18 protein-coding genes, 1 pseudogene and 1 riboswitch are annotated in these 21,916 nt (G+C 76.4%); of the genes and pseudogenes, 12 read left to right on the top strand and 7 right to left on the bottom strand.

What is annotated here, in order from left to right; translation table 11 throughout:
* The 3 genes and pseudogenes from MN205_RS22380 to metE all read left to right on the top strand — a co-directional run.
* A pseudogene (locus tag MN205_RS22380) lies at positions 1 to 132 on the top strand (ferredoxin); the annotation flags it as partial.
* 59 nt (positions 133 to 191) lie between these two features.
* Positions 192 to 284: riboswitch (SAM riboswitch) on the top strand.
* Positions 285 to 354: 70 nt separating this feature from the next.
* A complete protein-coding gene (locus MN205_RS19770) occupies positions 355 to 1,410 on the top strand; it encodes a methylenetetrahydrofolate reductase (protein ID WP_242130168.1) in 1,056 nt (351 codons plus the stop codon).
* Positions 1,407 to 3,800 (top strand): 5-methyltetrahydropteroyltriglutamate--homocysteine S-methyltransferase, encoded by a 2,394-nt coding sequence (gene metE, locus MN205_RS19765; protein ID WP_242130166.1) that lies wholly within the window; start codon positions 1,407 to 1,409, stop codon positions 3,798 to 3,800. Before MN205_RS19770 ends, metE begins: the two co-directional genes overlap by 4 nt.
* 51 nt (positions 3,801 to 3,851) lie before the next feature.
* Here the strand turns inward: metE and MN205_RS19760 are convergent, their stop codons facing one another.
* Both MN205_RS19760 and MN205_RS19755 read right to left on the bottom strand, forming a co-directional pair.
* Positions 3,852 to 4,145 (bottom strand): putative quinol monooxygenase, encoded by a 294-nt coding sequence (locus MN205_RS19760; RefSeq protein ID WP_242130164.1) that lies wholly within the window; start codon positions 4,143 to 4,145, stop codon positions 3,852 to 3,854.
* Positions 4,146 to 4,168: 23 nt separating this feature from the next.
* A complete protein-coding gene (locus MN205_RS19755; protein ID WP_242130162.1) occupies positions 4,169 to 5,017 on the bottom strand; it encodes a methylenetetrahydrofolate reductase in 849 nt (282 codons plus the stop codon).
* Between the two features lie 78 nt (positions 5,018 to 5,095).
* On the opposite strand from MN205_RS19755, the gene MN205_RS19750 reads away from it, so the two are divergent.
* The 8 genes from MN205_RS19750 to MN205_RS19715 all read left to right on the top strand — a co-directional run bounded on the left by MN205_RS19750 (position 5,096) and on the right by MN205_RS19715 (position 13,959).
* The gene (locus MN205_RS19750; protein WP_242130161.1) at positions 5,096 to 5,536 is read left to right on the top strand and encodes a CrcB family protein; all 441 of its coding nucleotides are present in this window, start codon (positions 5,096 to 5,098) and stop codon (positions 5,534 to 5,536) included.
* A complete protein-coding gene (locus MN205_RS19745; protein ID WP_242130160.1) occupies positions 5,533 to 5,904 on the top strand; it encodes a CrcB family protein in 372 nt (123 codons plus the stop codon). Before MN205_RS19750 ends, MN205_RS19745 begins: the two co-directional genes overlap by 4 nt.
* A gap of 52 nt (positions 5,905 to 5,956) precedes the next feature.
* A complete protein-coding gene (locus MN205_RS19740) occupies positions 5,957 to 6,814 on the top strand; it encodes an ABC transporter ATP-binding protein (RefSeq protein ID WP_242130159.1) in 858 nt (285 codons plus the stop codon).
* Between the two features lie 2 nt (positions 6,815 to 6,816).
* On the top strand, positions 6,817 to 7,632 hold the full coding sequence (locus MN205_RS19735; protein ID WP_255820882.1) for an ABC transporter permease subunit: 816 nt from the start codon (positions 6,817 to 6,819) through the stop codon (positions 7,630 to 7,632).
* A 73-nt stretch (positions 7,633 to 7,705) separates the two neighbouring features.
* A complete protein-coding gene (locus MN205_RS19730; RefSeq protein ID WP_242130157.1) occupies positions 7,706 to 8,821 on the top strand; it encodes an ABC transporter substrate-binding protein in 1,116 nt (371 codons plus the stop codon).
* A gap of 41 nt (positions 8,822 to 8,862) precedes the next feature.
* Positions 8,863 to 13,071, top strand: a complete 4,209-nt coding sequence (gene hrpA, locus MN205_RS19725) for an ATP-dependent RNA helicase HrpA (protein ID WP_242130156.1) — start codon at positions 8,863 to 8,865, stop codon at positions 13,069 to 13,071.
* Positions 13,072 to 13,235: 164 nt separating this feature from the next.
* A complete protein-coding gene (locus MN205_RS19720) occupies positions 13,236 to 13,655 on the top strand; it encodes an HSP20 family small heat-shock protein (RefSeq protein ID WP_242130155.1) in 420 nt (139 codons plus the stop codon).
* Positions 13,656 to 13,683: 28 nt separating this feature from the next.
* Complete coding sequence (locus MN205_RS19715) at positions 13,684 to 13,959, top strand: hypothetical protein (RefSeq protein ID WP_242130153.1); 276 nt, start codon at positions 13,684 to 13,686, stop codon at positions 13,957 to 13,959.
* 63 nt (positions 13,960 to 14,022) lie between these two features.
* On the opposite strand, the gene MN205_RS19710 is transcribed toward MN205_RS19715, so the two are convergent.
* The 3 genes from MN205_RS19710 to MN205_RS19700 form a co-directional block, all read right to left on the bottom strand.
* Positions 14,023 to 15,048, bottom strand: a complete 1,026-nt coding sequence (locus MN205_RS19710) for a Gfo/Idh/MocA family oxidoreductase (RefSeq protein ID WP_242130152.1) — start codon at positions 15,046 to 15,048, stop codon at positions 14,023 to 14,025.
* A gap of 119 nt (positions 15,049 to 15,167) precedes the next feature.
* Positions 15,168 to 16,172, bottom strand: a complete 1,005-nt coding sequence (locus tag MN205_RS19705; RefSeq protein ID WP_242130151.1) for a hydroxyacid dehydrogenase — start codon at positions 16,170 to 16,172, stop codon at positions 15,168 to 15,170.
* On the bottom strand, positions 16,169 to 18,223 hold the full coding sequence (locus tag MN205_RS19700; protein ID WP_242130150.1) for a DUF2264 domain-containing protein: 2,055 nt from the start codon (positions 18,221 to 18,223) through the stop codon (positions 16,169 to 16,171). Before MN205_RS19700 ends, MN205_RS19705 begins: the two co-directional genes overlap by 4 nt.
* Before the next feature lie 55 nt (positions 18,224 to 18,278).
* Here MN205_RS19700 and MN205_RS19695 point away from each other — a divergent pair, with 55 nt between their 5' ends.
* On the top strand, positions 18,279 to 19,922 hold the full coding sequence (locus MN205_RS19695) for an extracellular solute-binding protein (RefSeq protein WP_242130149.1): 1,644 nt from the start codon (positions 18,279 to 18,281) through the stop codon (positions 19,920 to 19,922).
* A gap of 38 nt (positions 19,923 to 19,960) precedes the next feature.
* Here the strand turns inward: MN205_RS19695 and MN205_RS19690 are convergent, their stop codons facing one another.
* Both MN205_RS19690 and MN205_RS22215 read right to left on the bottom strand, forming a co-directional pair.
* Positions 19,961 to 20,911, bottom strand: coding sequence for a glycosyltransferase family 2 protein (locus MN205_RS19690; RefSeq protein WP_374115996.1), 951 nt, complete (start codon positions 20,909 to 20,911; stop codon positions 19,961 to 19,963).
* A gap of 5 nt (positions 20,912 to 20,916) precedes the next feature.
* Entirely contained in the window at positions 20,917 to 21,801 is an 885-nt protein-coding gene (locus tag MN205_RS22215) for a glycosyltransferase (protein ID WP_308220317.1), read from the bottom strand.
* Between the last annotated feature and the right edge of the window lie 115 nt (positions 21,802 to 21,916).

Raw genomic sequence — 21,916 nt, 5'->3', positions numbered from 1 at the left:
TCGGCGTTCACCGCGGCCAACGTGGAGTTCTTCGACACCGTCGGCTCTCCCGGTGGGGCTGCCGGGACGGGCCTGATCGAGGCCGACCACCCGGTGGTGGCCGCGCTGCCGCCGCAGGGCGGGGAGCGCTGACCCAGCACCACCGCGCAGCACCACCGCCAGCACCACCGCGCAGCACCACCAGCACCGCCACCCCATCCAGAGCGGCCGAGAGTCCTGGCTCGACGACGCCGCAGCAACCCCCCGGTCCCCGGGAGCGGGTGCTTCCGCCAGGTCGATGGAGTCGACGATGTCCCGCACCACCGCCCACCCGTCCCCGGGCCGCACCGGCCCCGGGGTTCCCCCCGCGCTGCCGTGAGCGTCGCACCCCTGGTCGCCGGAGCCGCCGGCCGCCCCACCCTGAGCTTCGAGCTGTTCCCCCCGCGCTCCGAACGGGCGCGGGAGGCCCTGCACCGCACGGTCTCCCGGCTGGCCGGTGCCGGACCGGACTTCTTCTCCGTGACCCACGGGGCGGGCGGCGGCACCCGGGGCGCAGGCTGCGAACTGCTCGCCCACCTGCGCCGCGAGACCCGCGCCGCCGCCGTGGCCCACCTGACCTGCGTGGGCGCCACGCGACGGCAGGTCGTGGACCTCGCGCAGGAGTTCTTCGCCGCGGGAGTGCGCGACGTCCTGGCGGTGCGCGGCGACCCGCCGGCCGAGCGGGTCACCGACCCGGCACCGGCCGATGCCGTCCGCCGCGCCTGCGACCTGGTGGAACTGCTGCACGTCGCCGACCGCCACCACCGGGTGGGAGCGGTCGAGGGCGGTGCGGGCGGTGCGGGCGGTGCGGGCGGTGCGGGCGGTGCGGGCGGTGACGGCGCGGTGGTGCCTGTGGCCGTGCCGCTGAGCGTCGCGGTGGCCGCCTTCCCGGCCTCCCGGCGCGCCGGCGACCTGCACGCCCTGCGCGCCAAGCAGGACGCCGGTGCCTCCTTCGCCATCACGCAGGTCTGCTACTCCGCCCGCGAGTACGAGGCCTTCACCGCTCGGGCCCGCGCCGCCGGCATCACCCTGCCGCTGCTGCCGGGGATCATCCCGACCACCGACCCGGCGCGCCTGCTGCGCCTGGAGCAGCTCACCGGGGTGCCCGCACCCGTCGAGCTGTTGGCACTGCTGGAGTCCGCGGCCGAGCACGGCGACGCGGCCCGCCACCGCGCCGGCACCGGCTTCGGCCGGGCCCTGGCCCGCGACCTGCTCGCGGCCGGTGCCCCCGGGCTCCACCTCTACACGTTCAACGCAGCGCCCGCGGCGCTGGACCTGCTCGAGGGTGTGCACCTCGGCGCCGGGGCCCCGACGGTCCCGAGCTCGGCCGGACGGCCGCAGGCATCCGCGGTTCCCCACGACGCCGCGCTCGCGGCTGGAGGATCCCGATGAGCACACGGACCCGCACCACCACCGACGTCCCCGCCTGGTCGGCCACCGTCCTGGGCTACCCCCGCATCGGCCCGCGCCGGGAGACGAAGAAGGCGCTGGAGGCCCTGTGGGCCGGCCACGCCGACGTCGCCAGCACCGAGCGGGCGCTGGCCGCGGTGCGCGCCCGCACCGTGCGGCGCCTGAACGACCTGGGCCTGCACGCCCACGACGCCTCCATCCCGTCGGCGTTCTCCGCGTACGACCAGGTGCTGGACACCGCGATCGCCGTGGGGGCCGTGCCGCCGCGCTTCGCCGACGTCGTCGGCGCCGACGGGCGCGTCGACCTGGCCGGCCTCTCCACGATCGCCCGCGGCCGCGGGACGGACGCACCGCTGGAGATGACGAAGTGGTTCGACACGAACTACCACTACCTCGTCCCCGAGATCGGCCCGGACACGGAGTTCCGCTTCGCCGACGACCGCGGCGTGCGGGAGTTCTCCGAGGCGCTGGCCGACGGCTTCCTCACCCGTCCCGTCCTCGTGGGCCCGGTCACCTTCCTGCTGCTGGCCAAGCCCGCCGACGGCAGCCCCGAGGGGTTCGCGCCCATCGACCGCTTGGACGACCTGCTGCCGGTGTACGCGCAGCTGCTGGCCGCGCACGCCGCCGCCGGTGCCGCGTGGGTGCAGCTGGACGAGCCGGCCCTCGTCAGCGACTCCGCCACCGAGGGGGTCGGCGGCCTCGCGGAGCTCGTGCGCTCGGCCTACGACACCCTGCTCACCGCGCTGGTCGCGGCGCCCGCCCGCCCGCGCCTGCTGGTGGCGGCCCCCTACGGCGACCTGGGCGAGCACCTGGCGCCGCTCGCCGCCACCGCGGTGGACGCCCTGGCGCTGGACCTGGTGCGCGGGTCCGCCCCCACCGGCCCGGTCCCCGGCCTGGACGGCAAGACCGTCGTCGCCGGGGTCGTCGACGGGCACAACGTCTGGCGCGCCGACCTGGCACCCGCCCTGGCGCAGCTGCAGGCGCTGGTGCCGCTGGCCGGCACCGTCGTCGCCGGGACGTCCACCTCCCTGCTGCACGTCCCGCACGACGTCGCCGACGAGCCCGACCTGGACCAGCGGCTGCGCGGCTGGCTCGCCTTCGCGGACCAGAAGGTCGCCGAGGTCGTCCTGCTGGGGGAGGCGCTGCACCACCCGGGCACGGGCTCGGACACCCTCGCCGCCAGCTCGTCGGCGCGCGCCGACCGCCTCGCCGCCCCCGGCGTGGTGCGCCCCGAGGTGCGCGAACGCCTCGCCGGCCTGGGCGAGGACGCGCTGCACCGCAGCGACTACGCGGTGCGCCGCGCCGCGCAGGACGAGGCGCTCGCCCTGCCGCTGCTGCCCACCACCACCATCGGCTCGTTCCCGCAGACCGGGGAGATCCGCGCCGCGCGCGCAGCCCGCACCGCCGGGCGGCTCACCCGGGAGCAGTACGAGGATTTCCTGCGTGCCGAGATCGACCGCGTGGTCGCGCTGCAGGAGGAGCTGGGGCTGGACGTCGTCGTGCACGGCGAGCCCGAGCGCAACGACATGGTGCAGTACTTCGCCGAGAACCTCGAGGGCTTCGCGGTGACCCGCAACGGCTGGGTCCAGTCGTACGGCTCGCGGTGCGTGCGCCCGCCGATCCTGTGGGGCGACGTGACGCGCTCCGCGCCGATCACCGTCCCGTGGAGCGCGCACGCCGCCTCCCGCACGCCGAAGCCGATCAAGGGGATGCTCACCGGCCCGGTGACGATCCTGGCGTGGTCGTTCGTTCGCGACGACCAGCCGCTGGCCGACACCGCCCGCCAGGTCGCCCTCGCCCTGCGCGACGAGGTCGCGGACCTCGAGGCCGCGGGCATCGGCGTCGTGCAGGTGGACGAGCCGGCGCTGCGCGAGCTGCTGCCGCTGCGCCGCGCGGACCAGCCCGCGTACCTGGACTGGTCGGTGGCCGCGTTCCGCCTGGCGACCGCCGGCGCCGCGGACGCCACGCAGGTCCACACCCACCTGTGCTACTCGGAGTTCGGCGAGGTCATCGACGCCATCGACCGCCTCGACGCCGACGTGACGAGCATCGAGGCCGCCCGCTCGCGCATGGAGGTGCTGCCGGACATCGCCCGCGCCGGGTTCGCCCGCGGCATCGGCCCGGGCGTGTACGACATCCACTCCCCGCGGGTCCCCCGCCGCGAGGAGGTCGCCGAGCTGCTGCGCCTGGCGGTGGCCTCGGTGCCCGCGCGGCAGGTGTGGGTGAACCCCGACTGCGGGCTGAAGACCCGAGGCTACGCCGAGACGGTGCCGGCGCTGCGGAACCTCGTCGCCGCCGCCGCGGAGGTCCGCGCGGAACTGGCCGCCGAGCAGGCCGCCGAGCAGGCCGCCGAACGGGTCCCGGCGAGCTGACGACCCGGGCCACCCGTCCCCGGGCGGGGCGGGGACGGGTGGCCCGGCCGTTCAGCCCTCCAGCGGGGTGAGGAGTTCCGCGCGCACCGACGTGACCAGCTCCCGCACCCCGCGCAGGAACTCCGCGGTGCCCGGTCGCGCCTCGTGCGCGGCGTGGGCGTCGCGGTCGGCGTACTCCTCGTAGAACAGCCGGGCCAGCGGCTCGCCCTCGACGCGGTGCGGCACGTACGTGAGGGTCCCCGGCTCCTCGGCGAGGATCCCCGGCACGTTGCGGGCCACGAGGTCGTCGAACGCCGCGGCGGCGCCCTCGTCGGGAAGGTCGAAACGGACTGCGATGGCGAACACGGGAGCCTCCGTCGTCGGGGTTCTCAGCGGCGCCGGTCCAGCCGCCGCAACGCATCCTGCCGCCACGCCTCCGTGCCCGCCACGTCGTTGAAGGTGAACACGTGCAGCCCCGCCAGGTGGTGCGCGGCGGCGCCGAACTCGCCCGCCAGGCCGGCGAGGACCGGCCCCGGGTCGTAGCCGTGCCGGGCGAAGAACCGCCGCAGCAACCCGGGCTGCTTGCGCAGGAACCGCACCGACTCCCCGACGCCGATGCCGGCGGTGATCCGCAGCAGCTTCTCCCGGCTCACCGCTCCCGGGACGCCCACGCGCACCGGCAGGTGCACGCCCAGGGCCGCGACCTCGCGAGCCCACGCGGCGATCACCGCGGGGTCGAAGCAGACCTGCGTGACGACGTGGTGGGCCAGCGGCGCCTTCCGCACCAGGGAGCGCTCCAGGTCGGCCGTGGCCAGGGAGGCGTGCCCCTCCGGGTACCCGGCGACGCCGACGTCGGCGAAGGGGTGCCCGACCCGGTGCAGGGCGCGCAGCAGCGACAGGGCGTCGGGGAACTCCCCGGCGTCCTGCGCGTCACCGCCGACGACGAACACCGACGTGGTGCCGGCGACGCGCAGGCGGTCCACGACCTCGCGCAGCTCCGCCTCGTCGCGCAGCATGCGCGCCGACAGGTGGGGGGCGACGCGGTAGCCCTCGGCACTCAGCCGCTCGGTCAGCTCCAGCGTCGCGGCCGTGCCCCTCGAGGGGGAGGCCGTCACGGTCAGCGGCACCGTGCGCGGGACGTGGGCCAGCACCGCCTCCGCCGTGCCGGGGAACGGCAGCACCTCGTACCCCGCGGACTCCAGCGCCCTCCGCAGCGGCTCCTGCGCCCGGTCCGCCACCTGGCCCCCTCGTCCGTTCCCTCGCCCCGCCCCCCACCACCGCCCGTCGCGGTGCGCGGTGGCCTAGCCTGCCCCACCGTGAGCACCGCCCCTCGAGCCACCTCCGCCCGGGCGGCACCGTGGGGGGCGGTCGCGGCCGGCGCCGTCGCCGGTGCGCTCGCCCGCCACGGCGCGGCCCGGTGGCTGAGCACCCCGCCGGGCGGCTGGCCGGTGGCCACCACCGTCGTGAACCTGCTCGGCTGCCTCGCCCTCGGCCTGCTGCTGGAGGGGCTCGCCCGCCGCGGCCCGGACACCGGCCGACGGCGCCTGCTGCGGCTCGGCCTGGGCACCGGCCTGGTCGGCAGCTTCACCACGTACAGCACGCTCGCGGTGGAGACGGACCTGCTCGCCCGCGACGGGGCGGTGGGGCTCGCGGTCGCGTACCCGCTGGTCTCCGTCGTGGCCGGGGTGGCCCTGTGCGGGGCCGGCGTCGCCCTCGCCGCCCGGTTGGTGCCGCGGCCGGCGGGGGAGGGCGCGTGACGCTGCTGGCGCTGGCGCTCGCCGCGGCCGCCGGGGCGCTGGCCCGCCACGGGGTGGACGGCGCCCTGAAGCGCCGCCGACCGCAGCGGCCCACCGCCGCGGTCCTCACCGTCAACGTCACCGGCAGCCTGCTGCTGGGCCTGCTCACCGGCCTCGTCGTCGCGCACGGCGCACCGGGATCGTTGCTCACCGTGCTGGGCACCGGGTTCTGCGGCAGCTACACCACCTTCAGCACCGCGTGCTTCGAGACGGTGGGCCTGCTGCGGCGCGGACGGACCGGTGCGGCGGCCGCGCACGCGGCGACCACGGTGGTGGCCACCACGGCCGCCGCGGCCCTCGGCCTCGCCGTCACGGGTGCGCTGACCTGACCCCGGCGGCCGCGTGCGCCGAGGGGCCCCGTCCGCTGAGTAGGGTCGGGCCGTGGTGGAGCAGCGGGCGGACGGGGACGAGCAGGCGTTCGTCGCCGTGCGCGACGCCTGCAAGGTCTACGACGACGGCCCCCGGCACGTCACCGCCCTGCACCACGTCGACCTGGAAGTGCCTCGGGGGCGGTTCGTCAGCGTCATCGGGCCGTCCGGCTGCGGCAAGTCCACGCTGCTGCGCCTCGTGGCCGGCCTGGAGGAACCGGACTCCGGCGAGGTGCGCATCTGCGGCCGCACGCCCGCGCACGCCGCCGAGCGCAAGATGGTCGGCTTCGTCCCGCAGACGCCCGCGCTGCTGCCGTGGCTGGACGTGCTGGGCAACGTGCGCGTGCTGGAGAAGGTCAACCGCGCCGCCCGCCGGCGCGGCCCGGAACCCTCCCGCGCCGCGCCCGAGCGGTGCGACCTGGCAGGCGACCCTGTCGCGCTGCTGCGCCGGCTGGGCCTGGGGGAGGTGCTGCACCGCCGGCCCGGGCAGCTGTCCGGCGGCATGCAGCAACGCACCGCCATCGCCCGCGCGTTCGCGCTGCAGCCGCAGGTGCTGCTCATGGACGAGCCGTTCAGCGCGCTGGACGAGTTCACCCGCGAAGCCGCCCAGCTGCAGCTGCTGGACGTGTGGCAGGAGCTGCGCACCACCGTGGTCTTCGTCACCCACTCCATCACCGAGGCGGTCCTGCTGTCCGACACCGTCGTCGTCATGGCCGCCGGGCCCGGTCGCGTCGCGGGGACGGTCGACGTCCTGCTGGACCGGCCGCGGCGCTCCGGGCTGCTGGACTCCGCTGCGTTGCACGAGCACGAGCACCGGGTGCGAGAGCTGCTCTCGAGCGCGTGGCACGCCGGCGCGGGGGCCGGCCGGTGAGCCTGCAGCCGCGTGCGCCGCGCCCGCGGCCCGCCGCTGCGCGCGCGAGGACGTGGGCGGCCGCGCTGCACCCGCGGGTGTGGTCACCCACCCTGGTCGCGCTCGCCGTCGCCGCCGCGGTGTGGTCGTGGGTCGCGCGGCGCAGCCCCTACGTGCTGCCGGCGCCGGGCTCGGTCGTCGAGCAGTTGGCCGGTGACCCGGGCCTCTACCTCGTCAACGCCTGGGCGACCCTGTCCGAGGCGCTGCTGGGCCTGGCCGCCGGGGCGGCGGCCGCGTTCGCCGTGGCCGTGGCCGTCTCGGAGTCGGTGCTGCTGCGCCGCGCCGTGATGCCGCTGGCGGTGGTGCTCAACGTCACCCCCGTCGTCGCGATCGCGCCCGCGCTCGTCGTGGCCTTCGGGTTCGGCATCCTCCCCAAGGTGGTCGTGGCAGCGCTGACGACCTTCTTCCCGGTGCTGATGAACACGGCCACCGGCCTGCGGTCGGTTCCCCGGGAGGTGCTGCAGGTGTTCCGCACCGTGCACGCCTCGCGCTGGGACGTCCTGGTGCGGCTGCGGTTCCCCAGCGCCCTGCCGTTCGTCTTCGCCGCGCTGCGGGTGGTCTTCCCGCTCTCGCTCGTCGGCGCGATCGTCGCGGAGTTCAGCGCGGCCGGCGCCACCGCGGGCCTGGGCACGATCATCAAGGTGGCCGCGGCCAACTCCCAACTGGACCGGGTGTTCGCCTCCATCGGCTGCCTGGCGCTCATGGGGGCGCTGCTGCTGCTGGTCGTCACCACGGTGGAGCGGCGGGTGCTGTCCTGGCACTCCTCGCAGGCGCGGTGAGGAATCCACGGGCCGCTGGCGGCCTTGGACGACCCGGGGCCCCGACGCCCCGGACGACGAGCAGGAGGCGCACGTGAGCACCCGCAGGACCCCCCGGCCGCACCGGCCCGCCCTGGCCGCCCTGGCGGCCGCCGCGCTGCTCGCCGGCTGCTCCGGCGGGGACGGTGGTGCGGGCGGCGCCGGTGACCCCGCCCCCTCCGCCGACCGCGGCTCGGCCGTCTCGGCCGAGCGGTGCGCGCTCAACGAGGCGGCCGGCACGATCACCTACGTCACCGGGTACCAGTTCCAGTCGTCGGTGAGCATCCTGGACCCCGTCGCCGCCGAGGACCTGGGGTACTTCGACGCGCTGTGCCTGGACGTGGAGATCCAGCCGGGCACCGGCGAGACCGCGCAGAACGCGCAGCTCGTCGCCGCCGGGACCGCCCAGGTCTCCTCGATCGCCGGTGCCTCCGACGTGCTCGTCAACGTCGCCAACGGCGTGGACGTCACCGCCGTGGCGCTCTTCGGGCACGTGCCGGTGGCGACCCTGATGACCGGGCCGGAGGTGAGCGACCTGACGCAGCTCGAGGGCGCCACCCTCGGGCACAAGGGGGCCCTGCCCGTCACGATCGAGGCGATGCTGCGCAGCGCCGGCGTGGACGTCGCGGCCGTGGAGCAGGTGCAGGTCGGCTACGACCCCACCGTCCTGGCGCGCGGGCAGGTCCAGGCGCTGACCGGGTACAAGTCCAACGAGCCGCTGACGCTGCGGGAGATGGGCGAGGACGTCACCGAGTGGAACCCCGAGGACCACGGCGTCCCCGGCTCCATCGCCGCCACGATCGTGAACCCCGGTTTCCTCGACGAGCACCCCACGGCCGTGCAGGACTTCCTGCGCGCACAGCTGCGCGCCTACGCGCACTGCGAGGAGGACGCCGCGGAGTGCGTCGCCCTGGCCGCCGAGCGCTCGCAGGTCGGCTACGACACCGAGCACAACCAGCGGGTGTGGGAGACGGAGACCCGTCTGGTGGCCGACTCCCGGCCCGCCGGGCAGCCGCTGGGCACGATCGACCCGGCCACCGTGCGCGCCGAGGCGGACTTCCTCCTGGAGATGGGGCAGGTCGACGCCGTGCCGGACGTCGACGCCCTCGTCGACGAGGACGTCGTGGCCTCCCTGTACGAGGACGGGCAGCTCGTCTGGCCCGCTCCCTGACCGGGGGCGGGCGGCGCCCGACGCCGTAGCATGGCCGGGCCATGTCGAGCCCCTCCAGCCGGCCCGGGCGCCCGCAGCGCGGGCGCCGCCGTCCCTCCCGCTCCCCGCGCCCGTCCTCCCGCGCCCTCTCGCCGCAGGACCTGCCCGACGACCCGCGCGCCGCGCAGCTCGCCGGCCGCCTGGAGCGGGTGTCGCTGCGCGACGAGGACCGGCTGCGCCGCCGCCTGGCCGTGCTGGCCCGCACCGGCGACCCGCAGGCGCTCAGCCGCGGGCTGGACGACGTCGAGGCGCAGACCACGGCGGCCGAGGAGCGCGCCCGCCGGCGCGACGCCGCCGTGCCCGAGGTGCGGTACCCGCCCGAGCTGCCCGTCAGCCAGGACAAGGACCGCATCGCCGACGCGCTGCGCGAGCACCAGGTCGTCGTGGTGGCGGGCGAGACCGGCTCGGGCAAGACCACCCAGCTGCCGAAGATCTGCCTGGAGATCGGGCGCGGCAGGCGCGGGCGCATCGGGCACACCCAGCCGCGGCGCATCGCCGCGCGCGCCGTGGCCGAGCGCGTCGCCGAGGAGCTCGGCGGCGAGGTCGGCGGCCTGGTCGGCTACGCGGTGCGCTTCACCGACAGCGTCGGCGAGGACAGCGTCGTGAAGGTCATGACCGACGGCATCCTGCTGGCGGAGATCCAGCGCGACCCGGACCTGCTGCAGTACGACACCCTCATCGTCGACGAGGCGCACGAGCGCAGCCTGACGATCGACTTCCTCCTCGGCTACCTGGCGCAGCTGCTGCCGCGCCGGCCGGAGCTGAAGCTCGTCATCACCTCCGCCACCATCGAGACCGGGCGGTTCTCGCAGCACTTCGGCGGCGCGCCGGTGCTGGAGGTGTCCGGGCGCACCTACCCGGTGGAGGTGCGCTACCGGCCGCTGGCCGCCGACGAGCTCGCGCAGGAACTGGCGGGGGAGCTGGACGACGACGCCGGCGAGGCCCTCGACGTCGACGAACCGCCCGCGCCCGGCGACGACCGCGACCAGACCGAGGGCATCGTCGACGCGGTGCGCGAGCTGGCCGCCGAGGGCCCCGGGGACGTGCTGGTGTTCCTGCCCGGTGAGCGGGAGATCCGCGACACCGCCGACGCGCTGGGCGATCTGCTGCGCGAGCGGGAGTTCCGCGGCACCGAGGTGCTGCCGCTGTTCGCGCGGCTGAGCGCCGAGGAGCAGCACCGGGTGTTCCGGCCGCACCGCGGCCGGCGGATCGTGCTGTCCACCAACGTCGCCGAGACGTCCCTGACCGTGCCGGGCATCCGCTACGTCGTCGACGCCGGCACCGCCCGCGTCTCCCGGTACAGCCACCGCACGAAGGTGCAGCGCCTGCCGGTGGAGAAGGTCTCGCAGGCCTCCGCGAACCAGCGCGCCGGCCGGTGCGGGCGCGTCGCCGACGGCATCTGCATCCGGCTGTACTCGCAGGCCGACTTCGAGTCGCGCCCGCAGTACACCGACCCGGAGATCCTGCGCACCAACCTCGCCGCGGTCATCCTGCAGATGACCTCCCTGGGGCTGGGTGACATCGCCGCCTTCCCGTTCATCGAGCCGCCGGAGGGGCGCGCCGTCGCCGACGGCCTGGCGCTGCTGACCGAGCTGGGCGCGCTGGAACCCGCCCGTGAGGGCGAGCGCGGGGTTCCCCGCCTGACGCGCACCGGCCGCGACCTGGCCCGCCTGCCCATCGACCCGCGGCTGGGGCGCATGGTGCTGGAGGCGCGCGGGAACTCCTGCCTGCACGACGTCCTCGTCGTCGTGGCGGCGCTGTCCGTGCAGGACCCGCGCGAGCGGCCGCTGGAGCAGCGCGAGCGCGCCGCCCAGCTGCACGCGCGCTTCCGCCACGAGCGCTCGGACTTCCTCACCTACCTGAACCTGTGGAACTACCTGCAGCACCTGCAGCGGGAGCTGTCCTCCTCGGCGTTCCGCCGGCGGGTGAAGGCCGAGATGCTGCACTTCCTGCGCATCCGCGAGTGGCAGGACACCTACCACCAGCTGCGGCGCGTCACGCGCGACCTCGGGCTGGAGGTGCGGGTGCCGGCCCTCGAGGCGCCCGCCGAGGGGGAGGACGTGCCGCCGCCCGCGTACGACGCGGACGCGGTGCACCGCTCGCTGCTGGCGGGGCTGCTCGGCAACATCGGCCTGAAGGTCGAGCAGGAGGACAAGCGCGACGCCCGACGCGGCCGCGGGGACGACGCGCGCCGCGGCCGCGGCGACGGGCCCCGCCAGCAGGAGTACCTCGGCGCGCGCGGCGCGCGGTTCGCGCTCTCGCCCGGCTCCTCCCTCGGTCGCCGCTCCCCCGACTGGGTGGTCGCCGGGGAACTGGTGGAGACCTCCCGCCTGTGGGCGCGCGTGGTCGGGGCCATCGACCCGCGCTGGATCGAGCCGCTCGCCGAGCACGTCGTCAAGCGCAACTACTCCGAGCCGCGATGGTCGCGCAAGCGCGCCGCCGTCGTCGCCACCGAGCGCGTCACCCTGTACGGGGTGCCGATCGTCGCCGGGCGCACCGTCGCCTACGGGGGCGTCGACCCGGAGCTCTCGCGCGAGTTGTTCCTGCGGCACGCCCTGGTGGAGGGGGACTTCGAGACCCGCCACGAGTTCTTCGCCCGCAACCGCGAGCTGCTCCAGGAGGCCGAGGAGCTGGAACACCGCGCGCGCCGGCGCGACATCGTCGTCGACGACGAGGTCCTGTTCGCCTTCTACGACGCGCGCGTGCCCGCAGACGTCGTCTCCGGCCGGCACTTCGACGCCTGGTGGAAGCAGGCCCGGCGCACCGACCCGGACCTGCTGACCTTCGACCCGGAGATGCTCGTGGCCGGCGACGCCGGCGTCAGCGAGGAGGAGTTCCCCGCGGTGTGGCGCCAGGGCGACCTGGAGCTGCCCCTGACGTACGTGTTCGAGCCGGGCTCGCCGCGCGACGGGCTGACGGTGGACGTGCCTCTGGAGGTCGTCAACCGCTTCGACGAGCGCGACCTGGCCTGGCAGGTCCCCGGCTTCCGGCACGAGATGGTCACCGCGCTGCTGCGGGCGCTGCCCAAGCAGCTGCGCCGGAACCTCGCCCCGGCCCCGGACAAGGCCGCGCGGTTCCTGGAACGGGTGGTGCCGCAGCAGCGGCCCTTCTGGGAGGCGTTCGAGGACGAGGTGCCGCGCCTGGGCGACGGCACGGAGGTCTACTACGAGGACGTCGACCTCACCCGGGTGCCTGCGCACCTGCTGCCGACGTTCCGGATCACCGCCGCCGACGGCTCGGTGCTCGCCGAGGGCAAGGACTTCGCCCGGCTGCGGCAGGCGGTCTCCACGCAGGTGCGGGCCACGATCGACGAGGCCTCCGACGAGCTGCGCCGCACCGGGGCGACCTCCTGGCCGGCCGACCCCGGCCCGGACGACCTCCCGGCGCGGATCCCGGCCACGCACACCACCGTGCGCCGCGGCAGCGACGTCGTCTCCTTCCCGGCGCTCGTGGACGAGGGCGCCGCGGTGGGGCTGCGCACCTTCGCCACCGAGCTGGAGGCCGCCCGGGCGCACCGGGAGGGCACGGTGCGGCTGCTGCTGCTCGTGCTGCCGTCGCCGCTGCGGACCGTGCAGTCCGGCCTGCCCAACGACGCGAAGCTGCTGCTGGCCCGCGCCCCGCACGGCAGCGCCGCCGCCGTGCTGGAGGACTGCCTGCGCGCGGCCGTGGAGGAGCGGCTGGACGCCGCCGGCGGCCCGGTGCGCAGCGCCGAGGAGTTCGCCCGCCTGGCCGAGCAGGTCGGCCGCGGGCTGCTCTCGACGACCACCGAGGTCGTCGACCGGGCCCTGCGGGTGCTGCGCTCGGCCGCGCAGGTCGAGCGGGAGGTCTCCCGCACCTCCAGCCTGGCGCTGGTGCCCACGCTGGCCGACGTGCGCGAGCAGTTCACCGGACTGGTGCACGCCGGGTTCGTCACGGGGGCCGGTGCCGGGCGGCTGCCGGACCTGCTGCGCTACCTGCAGGGGATCGTGCGGCGGCTGCAGACGGTGCAGGAGAACCCGCAGCGCGACCGGGTGCGGATGGCCGAGTTCGCCCGGGTGCGCGACGAGTACGCCGCGCACCTGCGCCGGGCCGGTGCGGCGGTGCCGCCGGAGCTGGTGCGGATCCGCTGGGCGCTGGAGGAGCTGCGGCTGCAGAAGTTCTCCCAGCCGGTGCCGACCTCCGGCCCCGTCAGCGACGAGCGGATCCTCAAGGCCCTCGCCGAGCTCGGCTGAGGCGCCCAGCCGCTCCGCCCGGTCGGGGAGATCCGCTGCACCGCACGGGATGTCCTCTTGCACTCGGGTCCGGGGAGTGCTACCACTGGTGGTGCGGGAACCGGGCGAGACCCGGACCGCGTGAAACGCAGTCGCATCTGGTGTACGCACTGGAGGTGGTGGTTGTGTTGATGCGCACCGACCCGTTCCGCGAGCTCGACCGCTTCGCCCAGCAGGTGCTGGGCACGTCGGCGAGGCCGGCGGCGATGCCGATGGACGCCTGGCGCAGCGGTGACGAGTTCGTGGTGGAGTTCGACCTGCCGGGCGTGGACCCGGCCAGCGTCGAGCTGGACGTGGAGCGCAACGTCCTGACCGTCAAGGCGCAGCGCCCGGTCAACGAGGGCACCGCGGAGATGATCGCGGCCGAACGCCCCCGCGGCGTGTTCAGCCGGCAGCTCATCCTCGGCGACAACCTCGACACCGAGAAGATCCGCGCGTCCTACCGCAGCGGTGTGCTGACGCTGCGCGTGCCGGTGGCCGAGCGTGCCAAGCCGCGCCGCATCGCCGTGGAGACCGTGGAGGAGCAGCAGGCCATCGGCGCCTGACGGGCGCCGAGAGGTACCGGAGGTCGTCGTGACCGGACGAGCGGGAGCCGGTCCGCCGCGCGTGCACGAGGCGTTCTGCGAACTGCTCGGGGCGGACCCCGAGTGGGTCCGCGCCGAGTTCGACGCCCTCGTCGCGGCGGTCTGGCGGGGAGGAGGTGCGCAGGAGGCGGACAGCGGCGTCGACGCTCCCCGGCCCGGAGCCGGGCGCCCGGTGCCGCGCACGCGGCGGCCCGCACCGCCGCGCCGGGGCCGGGTGCCTCCGGCCCGGGCGCCGGAGCGGGAGCGCTCACCCCCGTCCTCCTGAGCGCTGCGCCGGCGGGCCCGCGGCACGGGTGAGTGTGCCGCGGGCCCGTCCGCGCGCCCGCGCTCAGGGGAGCGGTTCCACCGCCACCGGCACGCCCCTCAGCAGCGACTCCTGCGCGGCGTCGGCCACCCGGGAGGCCGCCACCGCGTCCTCCGGCCGGCACAGGTCGCCCTCCCCGGCGCCACCCACCAGGGCGACGAACGCAGCCACCTCGGCGCGGTAGGCGGCGGCGAAGCGCTCGGCGAACGTCGCGTGCGCGGGGCCGGCGGGGAAGCCCACCCCCGGCTCGGCCGAGCGCACCGCCATCGCGTCGTCCATGCCGACCAGCAGCGTGCCGCGCGAGCCCTGCAGCTCCAGTCGCACGTCGTGCCCGGCGCCGTTGTACCGGGAGGCCGTCACGACCGCGAGGGTGCCGTCGTCGAGCGTGCACACCGCCAGCGCGGAGTCCACGTCGCCGACCCGGCCGATCTCCGGGTCGCCGTTGTTGGACCCGCGCGCCCAGACCTCCACGACCTCCCTGCCGGTGATCCAGCGCAGCACGTCGAAGTCGTGGACGCTGCAGTCGCGGAACAACCCGCCGGAGGTGGCCAGGAACGCCACCGGCGGCGGGGCCGCGTCGCACGTGACCGCCCGGACGGCGTGCAGCCAGCCCAGTTCCCCGGCGTCGAAGGCGCGCTTGGCCTCCCGGTAGCCGGCGTCGTGGCGGCGCTGGTGGCCGATGCGGACGACCCCGCCGCGGGCCGCGACGTGCTCGAGCACCGGCAGCGAGCTCGCCACGTCGGGTGCGACGGGCTTCTCGCACAGCACCGGGACCCCCGCGTCGACGCCGGCGCGGATGAGCTCGGGGTGCGCGGCGGTGCCGGAGGCGACGACCAGCCCGTCGATCCCGCTGCGCAGCAGCGCCTCCACGCTGCCGGCGGCGCGGACCTCGACGGCGCCGCCGTCGAGGGTTCCGGCGAGCGCGCCGGCGCGGCCGGCGTCGACGTCGGCGAGCGTCAGCCGCGCGACCCCGGCGGTGGTGGCGATGTTGGCGGCGTGCATCGCGCCGATGCGGCCGACACCGGCCAGGCCGAGGTGCAGGTCGGGCACGGGGCTCCTCCGGGGACGGCAGCGCTGCTGGACCGCTCCAGCGCCGACGACCCTCGGGCCCGGCGGCACGGGGTGTCAAGGGGCGACGAGGCGCGCCGGGCCCGCTGCGGGTCAGCGGCTCACGCGGTGCGGTGCAGGTCGGACGCGTGGACCTCGTGGGCCAGCCCGCCCGTGCGCACGAACCGCTCGACCTCCTCGACCGCGCAGGCCCCCAGGCGCCGCAGCTCGTTGCCGAGCGATCCGGCCACGTGCGGTGTCAGGAGCACCCCGGGAGCGTCGAACAGCGGGTGGTCCGGCGGCAGCGGCTCGGGGTCGGTGACGTCCAGCACCGCGTCCAGGCGGCCGCTGAGGACCTCAGGCACCAGGGCCCGGGTGTCGATCAGCGAACCCCGCGCCGTGTTGACGATCGTCGTGCCGTCCCGCATCAGGGCGAGTTCCGGCGAGCCGATCAGGTGGTGCGTCTCCGGCAGCGCCGGGGCGTGGAGGCTGACCACGTCCGCGCGCCCGAGCAGGTCGTGCAGCCCGGTCGCCTCGGCCCCCAGGCCGCGGGCCTCCTGCGGCGTCACCCAGGGGTCGTGCAGGAGCGGCTCGACGTCGAAGGGGCGCAGCAGCTCCAGCAGCCGCCGCCCGGTGCGCGAGGCGCCGACGATCCCGACGACGAGGCCGTTGTTGCCGAACGGGGCCCGCGCCGACCACGCCGTCAGGGACCGGTGCTGCGCGTAGGCGCGCGAGGACTCCAGGACCCGCTTGCCGGCCAGCAGCACCACGGCCAGCGCGTACTCGGCGACCGGGCGGGCGTTCACCGAGGCGCTGCTGGAGACCCGGACGCCGCGGTCCCACACCGCGGCCGGCGCGAGCCGCTTCACGCTGCCCCCGGTGTGGACGACCACGCGCAGCCGGGGCGCGCACGCCAGCACCCCGGCGTCCAGGACGGGTGCGCCCCAGCCGGTCAGGAGGACCTCGGCGGCCCCCAGGGCCCGGCGCGATCGGGGGTCGTCCACGGCGGTCACCACCCCCGGTGCCAGGTCGACGCAGGCGTGCAGGCGCCGCAGGGCCGCCGCGTCGAAGAGGTCGCCCACCAGACCGGGGTCCCCCAGCGCGATGGCGCCGCACAGCCGGTTCACCGGGCCGCCTCGCGACCGCGCGGGACGACGTCGACGTGACCGTCGCGCCAGCGCACCCGCACGGGCCCGGAGCCCTCGGCCTCCACCGCCGCCACGGCGTCCAGGTCACCGTCCTCGCCGGCCGCCGAGAGCACCACCAGGGCCGCCACCACGCGGTGCTGGGCGACGTGGCCGCCGCTGCGCAGCCACGGGGTCGCGGAGACGACCCCGAAGGGGTCCGCCCCCGTGCGCCGACCGGCACCGGTCAGCACCGGCCCGGTCACGGCCCGCACCAGCGACGTGGTCCCGTCACCGCGCCGCACGCGCACCCAGTCCTCGCCCTCCTCCACGACGAGGTCGGCCGCCGAGCCCGCGGCCAGGGGCCACCCGCCGACGTGGACGGCGAACGGCCCGGTGCAGCGCGGCCACAGGGCCTCCTCGTCGACCCCGGCGAGCTCCGGCGGTACGTCCGGGGACGCACCCGGTGCACCGGGGGGCTCGTCCCACCACGCCAGGCGCACCTCGGAGCGGCCGCGGGCCACCGAGGCGGTCGTCAGGCGGGGACCGCGGCGCAGCCCCGCCCACACCGCGGCGCCCCCGCCGTCACCCTCACCGCCGTCCCCACCCGCTGCGGGCAGGTCCAGCCAGTGCACGTGCGAGCGCGAGACCGCCACGCCGCCGGCCAGGTGCAGCGGCTCGGTGTCGCCCCGGTGGGAGGGGGCGCCGCGCTCGTCCAGCAGGGCGACGTGGGAGTCGGTGGGAGCGGCGATCGCACCGGGGGACAGTTGCGGGGAGGTCCTGTTCGAGTAGCCCTGCCGGTCGTAGAACGGGTCGTCCGCCCGTGCCGCGAGCACCGGTTCCAGGGACCGCTGGGACCCGTGGTTGAGCACGCGGACCGTGCCGTCGCCCGGGGTGGACAGCACGAGCCAGCCGGGCACCGGCAGGAGCGTCACGCGCTCGCGCCGCCACGCCGGCGGGGTGGCCGGCTCGGCGCACCAGACGGGGTGCTGCGCGCCCAGCAGCAGCCCCAGGAAACCCTTGCTGGCCCAGTACGGCGAACCGGCGCCCGTGTACAGCTGCCGCAGGCGCGGGAACGGGCGGTGCCACCCCACGCTGAGCAGGCCGCGCTCGTCGAGCGCACCGCAGGAGGTGAAGTGCTCCAGCACGGCGGAGGCCAGCGCCCGGGTCTGCCCCGCCTCCAGCGGGGTGGCCCCGGCGATCGCACCGGCCCAGAACGGGGCCAGCACCGCGAACCGGTACGTCGCCGAGCGGCCGTGCAGCACCGGGGCGCCGGTGGCGCCGACCAGGTGCTGGGCCTGGTCGAGGTACTCGCGCAACCGCCCGGCGTGCAGCGGTTCCAGCGCGCGCCCCCGGATCCGCGCGCGCAGCAGCGGGTACAGGTGCCACGCCCAGCCCGTGTAGTTGTCGAACGTCCGCAGCCGCCCCCGGTGGTCGCGGCCGTCGGAGTACCAGCCGTCGCCGACGTACAGCGCCTCCCGCAGCTCATCGTTGCGGTCCAGGTCCTCCTGCCGCCAGGGCCCGCCGACCTCGGCGAGGAACGCCTCCACGACGTTCTGGAACCACAGCCAGTTGTTGCGGTACCCCGACGTGCCGACGATGCCGGCGAGCCACTCGACCGTCCGCTCCCGCGTGCCGTCGTCGAGCCGGTCCCACAGCCACGGGCGGGTCTCGGACAGGGCGACGGCCACCGAGGCGGCCTCGACGACGGCCTGGCGGCGCTCGCCGATCCGGGGCCAGCGCTCCGGGCCGGCGGGGTCCGTGCCGCTGCGCAGCCCGGCGGCGTACCGCTCGAGGTGGCCGTGCGGGTCGTCGCCGTCCTCGCCGCGCACGCGGAAGGCGGCCAGCAGGAACGTCCGCGCGTATCCCTCCAGCCCGTCGCTCCAGGCCCCCGAGGCGCTCACCGGTCCCGGCAGCCGCAGCAGGGCGCCGCCGGGGGAGGCGTGGGGTCGGGTCGCCAGGAGCAGGTCGTCGGCCGTCGCGAGCCAGTGCCGGCGGTCCGCCGCCGGGGCCGGGTGCTCGCGACCGCGCACCGGTGCGCTGAGGGAGGTCACCGCCGCATCCTCGGCTAGCGTGGCGGCGACGCCGGGGGAACGGACACTTTCCGACATGGACGACCAGGACGGGGCCACAGGGACCACGGGGGCCGGTGCGTCCGGGGGCGGCGCCCCCCGCACCGCCCCGGCGCGCCTGCCGCGGGCGCGCCACGAGCACCTGCTGCGGCAGGTCGGGCTGCACGGCAGCGTCCGCTCCGCCCGTGCGGCCGCCGAGCTGGGCGTCTCGGAGGTGACGATCCGCCGCGACATCGTCGAGCTGGAGCGGGCCGGGCTGCTGGCGCGCGTGCACGGCGGGGCGATCGCCCTCGCCTCGGCGGGCGCCCCGCAGGCGGCGCGCCTGCTGGTGGGCGTGGTCGTGCCGGGCACCGCCGTGCACTTCCCGGACGTGGTCCGCGGCATGGAGTCGATCTCGCACGCCCAGCACGCCCGCCTCGTGCTGGGGGTCTCCCACTACCGGCCGGAGGTCGAGGAGAAGCAGGTCGCCCGGCTCCTGGCCCTGGGCGTGGACGGCCTGCTCCTGGCGCCCACCCCCCGCGGTCGCGGGGAGGAGGAGATCGCCTCCTGGATCACCTCCATCCCGGTGCCGACGGTGCTCCTGGAGCGCCGCTTCGGCTCGATGGCGCTGCGCGGCTTCGACTCGGTGCGCACCGACCACGCCCACGGCGCCGCCCTCGCCGTCGACCACCTGGTCGCGCTCGGGCACCGCCGCGTCGCGATCGCGGTGTACGACAAGACGCCCACCGCGCCGTCGGTGCGCGACGGCCACCGGGAAGCCGGCCGCGAGGCGCTGCGCACGCTCGTGGAGCGGGTGGGCGAGACGGGGCCCCGAGGTCCGGCCCGGCACGTCGAGCTGCTGCCGACCCTCACCACCGTCGTCAACACCGACCTGCTGGGTGAGCTCGGCGTCCCGGTCCCCGACGCGGACACCACCTGGGACGAGTACGACCGGTTCCTGGCGGACGTGGCCGCCGCAGGGGCCTCGAGGACGCCCCAGGTGCACGGGTCCAACGACTACACGCACGTCATGTGGCTGTTCCAGATCTGGCTCGGCCAGCAGGGCAAGACGATGTTCGAGGACGGTGGGCTGGGGTTCACCGAGGCCGACCTCACCGAGTGGTGGGGGCGGGCACCGGCCCTGTACGAGAACGGCGCCTTCCTGCCGCCCCAGCGGGTGCAGCAGATCGAGGGCGCCGACGCCATCGGGCTGGGGGAGACGGCCGCCGAGATCAGCTGGGACAACTTCCTCGTGCGCTTCAGCGAAGGCAGCGGGGGAGCGGCCATGACGCTGCTGCCGCCGCCGGCCGACGACCCGGAGGAACGGGGCATGTTCCTCAAGCCCTCGCTGATGCTCGCGATGGGTTCGAACACGAACCACCCGGACGAGGCCGCCGCCCTCATCGACTTCATCACCAACGACCCCCAGGTCGGCGCCGTGTTCGGCATGTCCCGCGGCGTGCCCGCCTCCGCCACGGCGCTCGAGGGGTTCGAGCCGACCGGGCTGGACCAGCAGATCCTCGCCTACGAGGAGTCGCTGGAGCCCTACCTGACCAGTTCGCCACCCCCGCCCGTGGCGGGTTTCGGTTCCCTGGAGACCGCGTTCACCAGGATCGGCCAGGACCTGTCCCACGGCTCGATCACCGTGGACCAGGCCGTCGAGCAGTGGTTCACCGAGGCGGAGTCGGCGCTGCAGCGGTAGGCCGCTCCGGCCGGGGTGCCCGGGCCGGCGCGCCCTCCTCAGCCGTAGTGCCGCGAGGTGGAGGTGCGTTGCGCCTCCTCCAGCGACGCGAAGCGCGCCTCGGCGTGCGGCGGCAGCACCCGGCGCTCGCGCACCAGCCACGGCACCCCGCGCACCGCGTCCAGGACCCCCAGGGCGCTCGTGCGGTCGCGCGGCACCGTGCGCAGCAGGAACCCGGTGCGCCGCAACGCCGCCGGGACCGGCCGGCGCAGCCACGTGAACCACAGGGTGTTGCGCACCCCGTGCCGGCGGCGCAGCAGCGACTCGCGCACCACCGAGGCCTGGTGGTGCACCGTCAGCTCCTCCAGGTAGCACAGCTCCCAGCCCGCCGCCGCCAGGTCGGCGGCCAGCAGCTCCTCCTCACCGCCCAGCCACAGCCGCTTCGAGAAACCCCCCACCTGCAGGAACGCGTCGCGGCGCACCACCGACGCGCCCGCCAGGAAGCTGCCCAGCGCCGGGCCCGGCAGACCCGGCGCGCCGCGCACGGGGGAGTCGCGCAGCTCGGCGACGATCCCGTCCTCCACCGACCCCGGCTCCACCACGATCCGCGCCGTCAGCACCGCCACGCGGTCATCGGCGTCCAGGACGTCGGCCGCGCGCGCCAGCGAGCCCGGGTCCCACCAGGTGTCGTCGTCGCAGAACGCCACGTACGGGGTGCTCGCGCTCGCCACGCCGGTGTTGCGCGCCACCGCACCCTGGTTCTCCGGCAGCACCACCACGTCCAGGCGGTCCCCACCGGCCGTGCCGCGCGGGTTGCGCCGGCGCAGCGCCTCCGCCGTGCCGTCCGTGGAACCGTTGTCCAGCACGATCACCCGCGGCCGCTCCGGCAACCGCAGCAGCCGGTCCACCGCCAGCACGGCCTCGTCGCGGCGCTGCCACGTGATGAGGACCACCGTGACCCGCTCGTCCGGCGGACCCTGCGGCACCGGGCCCGAGGCGGCCTCCTCCACCGCGCTCACGCCCCGCGCTCCGCCAGGACCCGCAACCGCCGCTCGACCTCCGGCGCCGGGCGCCGCCGCGCCCGCAGAGCTCGCGGCAACCGCGACGCCGCCGCCAGCACCGAGCGGCGGTGCTCGCCCCCCTCGGCCAGCCAGCGCGCGGTCGTCGCGGCCGCCACCGGCAGCGGCCGGCGCATCCACGCCGTCAGCAGCTCGTTGCGCCCCAGCAGCTCCCGCCGCACGTGCGCGGGCGAACGGCTCACCGACGGGTGGTGGTGCGCCACGACGTCCTCCACGTACGCCAGCCCCCACCCGGCGGCCACCAGGTCGTAGGTGAGCCGCTCCTCCTCCCCGGCGAAGAACACCACGTCGTCGAAACCTCCCGCCGCCAGGAACGCCTCGCGGCGCACGATCGCCGTGCACGCCAGGAACCCCATGACGTCCGGGCCCGGCAGGTCCGGGCTGCGCCCCCACGGCGCGGAGGCCATGTCCGTGCAGATCGGGTCCAGGTCCTCGGCCGGGCCCACCAGCGTCCGCCCGGCCAGCAGCGCCAGCCTGGGGTGCGCGGCGAACACCTCCACCGCGCGCGCCAGCGCCCCCGGCTCCCACCAGGAGTCGTCGTCGGCGAACGCCACCAGTTCCGTGCGCGCCGCCCGCACCCCCAGGTTGCGCGCGGTGGCCCCCAGGTTCCGGCCCGGCTGCAGCAGCCGCAGCGGCGGCAGCCCCCGCTGCTCGCGCCGGGCCGCTTCCGCGCGCACCACGTCCACGCTGCCGTCGCTGGAGCCGTTGTCCACGACGACCACCGGGCCCTCGTGGCGCGGCAGGGTGCGGCTCAGGTCGCCGGCGCGGTCGCGCGTGGCGACGACGACGGTCACGTCCTCGGGCGGGGCGGCGGCACTCACCCGCCGGACGGTAGTGGCGACACGCGGCGGCGGCGCGGCGGGGTGGGCGGGCGTGTCGGAGCCTGCAGTGGTTGCATCACCCCGTGACCCAGACCCCGGACCGCGCCCGAGCCGC

It is taken from the genome of Kineococcus sp. TRM81007 (assembly GCF_022669155.1).
In the GTDB taxonomy this organism is placed as follows: Bacteria; Actinomycetota; Actinomycetes; order Actinomycetales; family Kineococcaceae; genus Kineococcus.
The sequence above is the reverse complement of the archived record's forward strand: the minus strand, read 5'-3'. Positions and strand labels throughout refer to the sequence as shown.

Excerpts from the sequence above, each read along its gene's own strand:
- metE (WP_242130166.1), top strand. The coding sequence starts at position 1,407 with ATGAGCACACGGACCCGCACCACCACCGACGTCCCCGCCTGGTCGGCC.
- hrpA (WP_242130156.1), top strand. The coding sequence starts at position 8,863 with ATGTCGAGCCCCTCCAGCCGGCCCGGGCGCCCGCAGCGCGGGCGCCGC.
- MN205_RS19695 (WP_242130149.1), top strand. The coding sequence starts at position 18,279 with ATGGACGACCAGGACGGGGCCACAGGGACCACGGGGGCCGGTGCGTCC.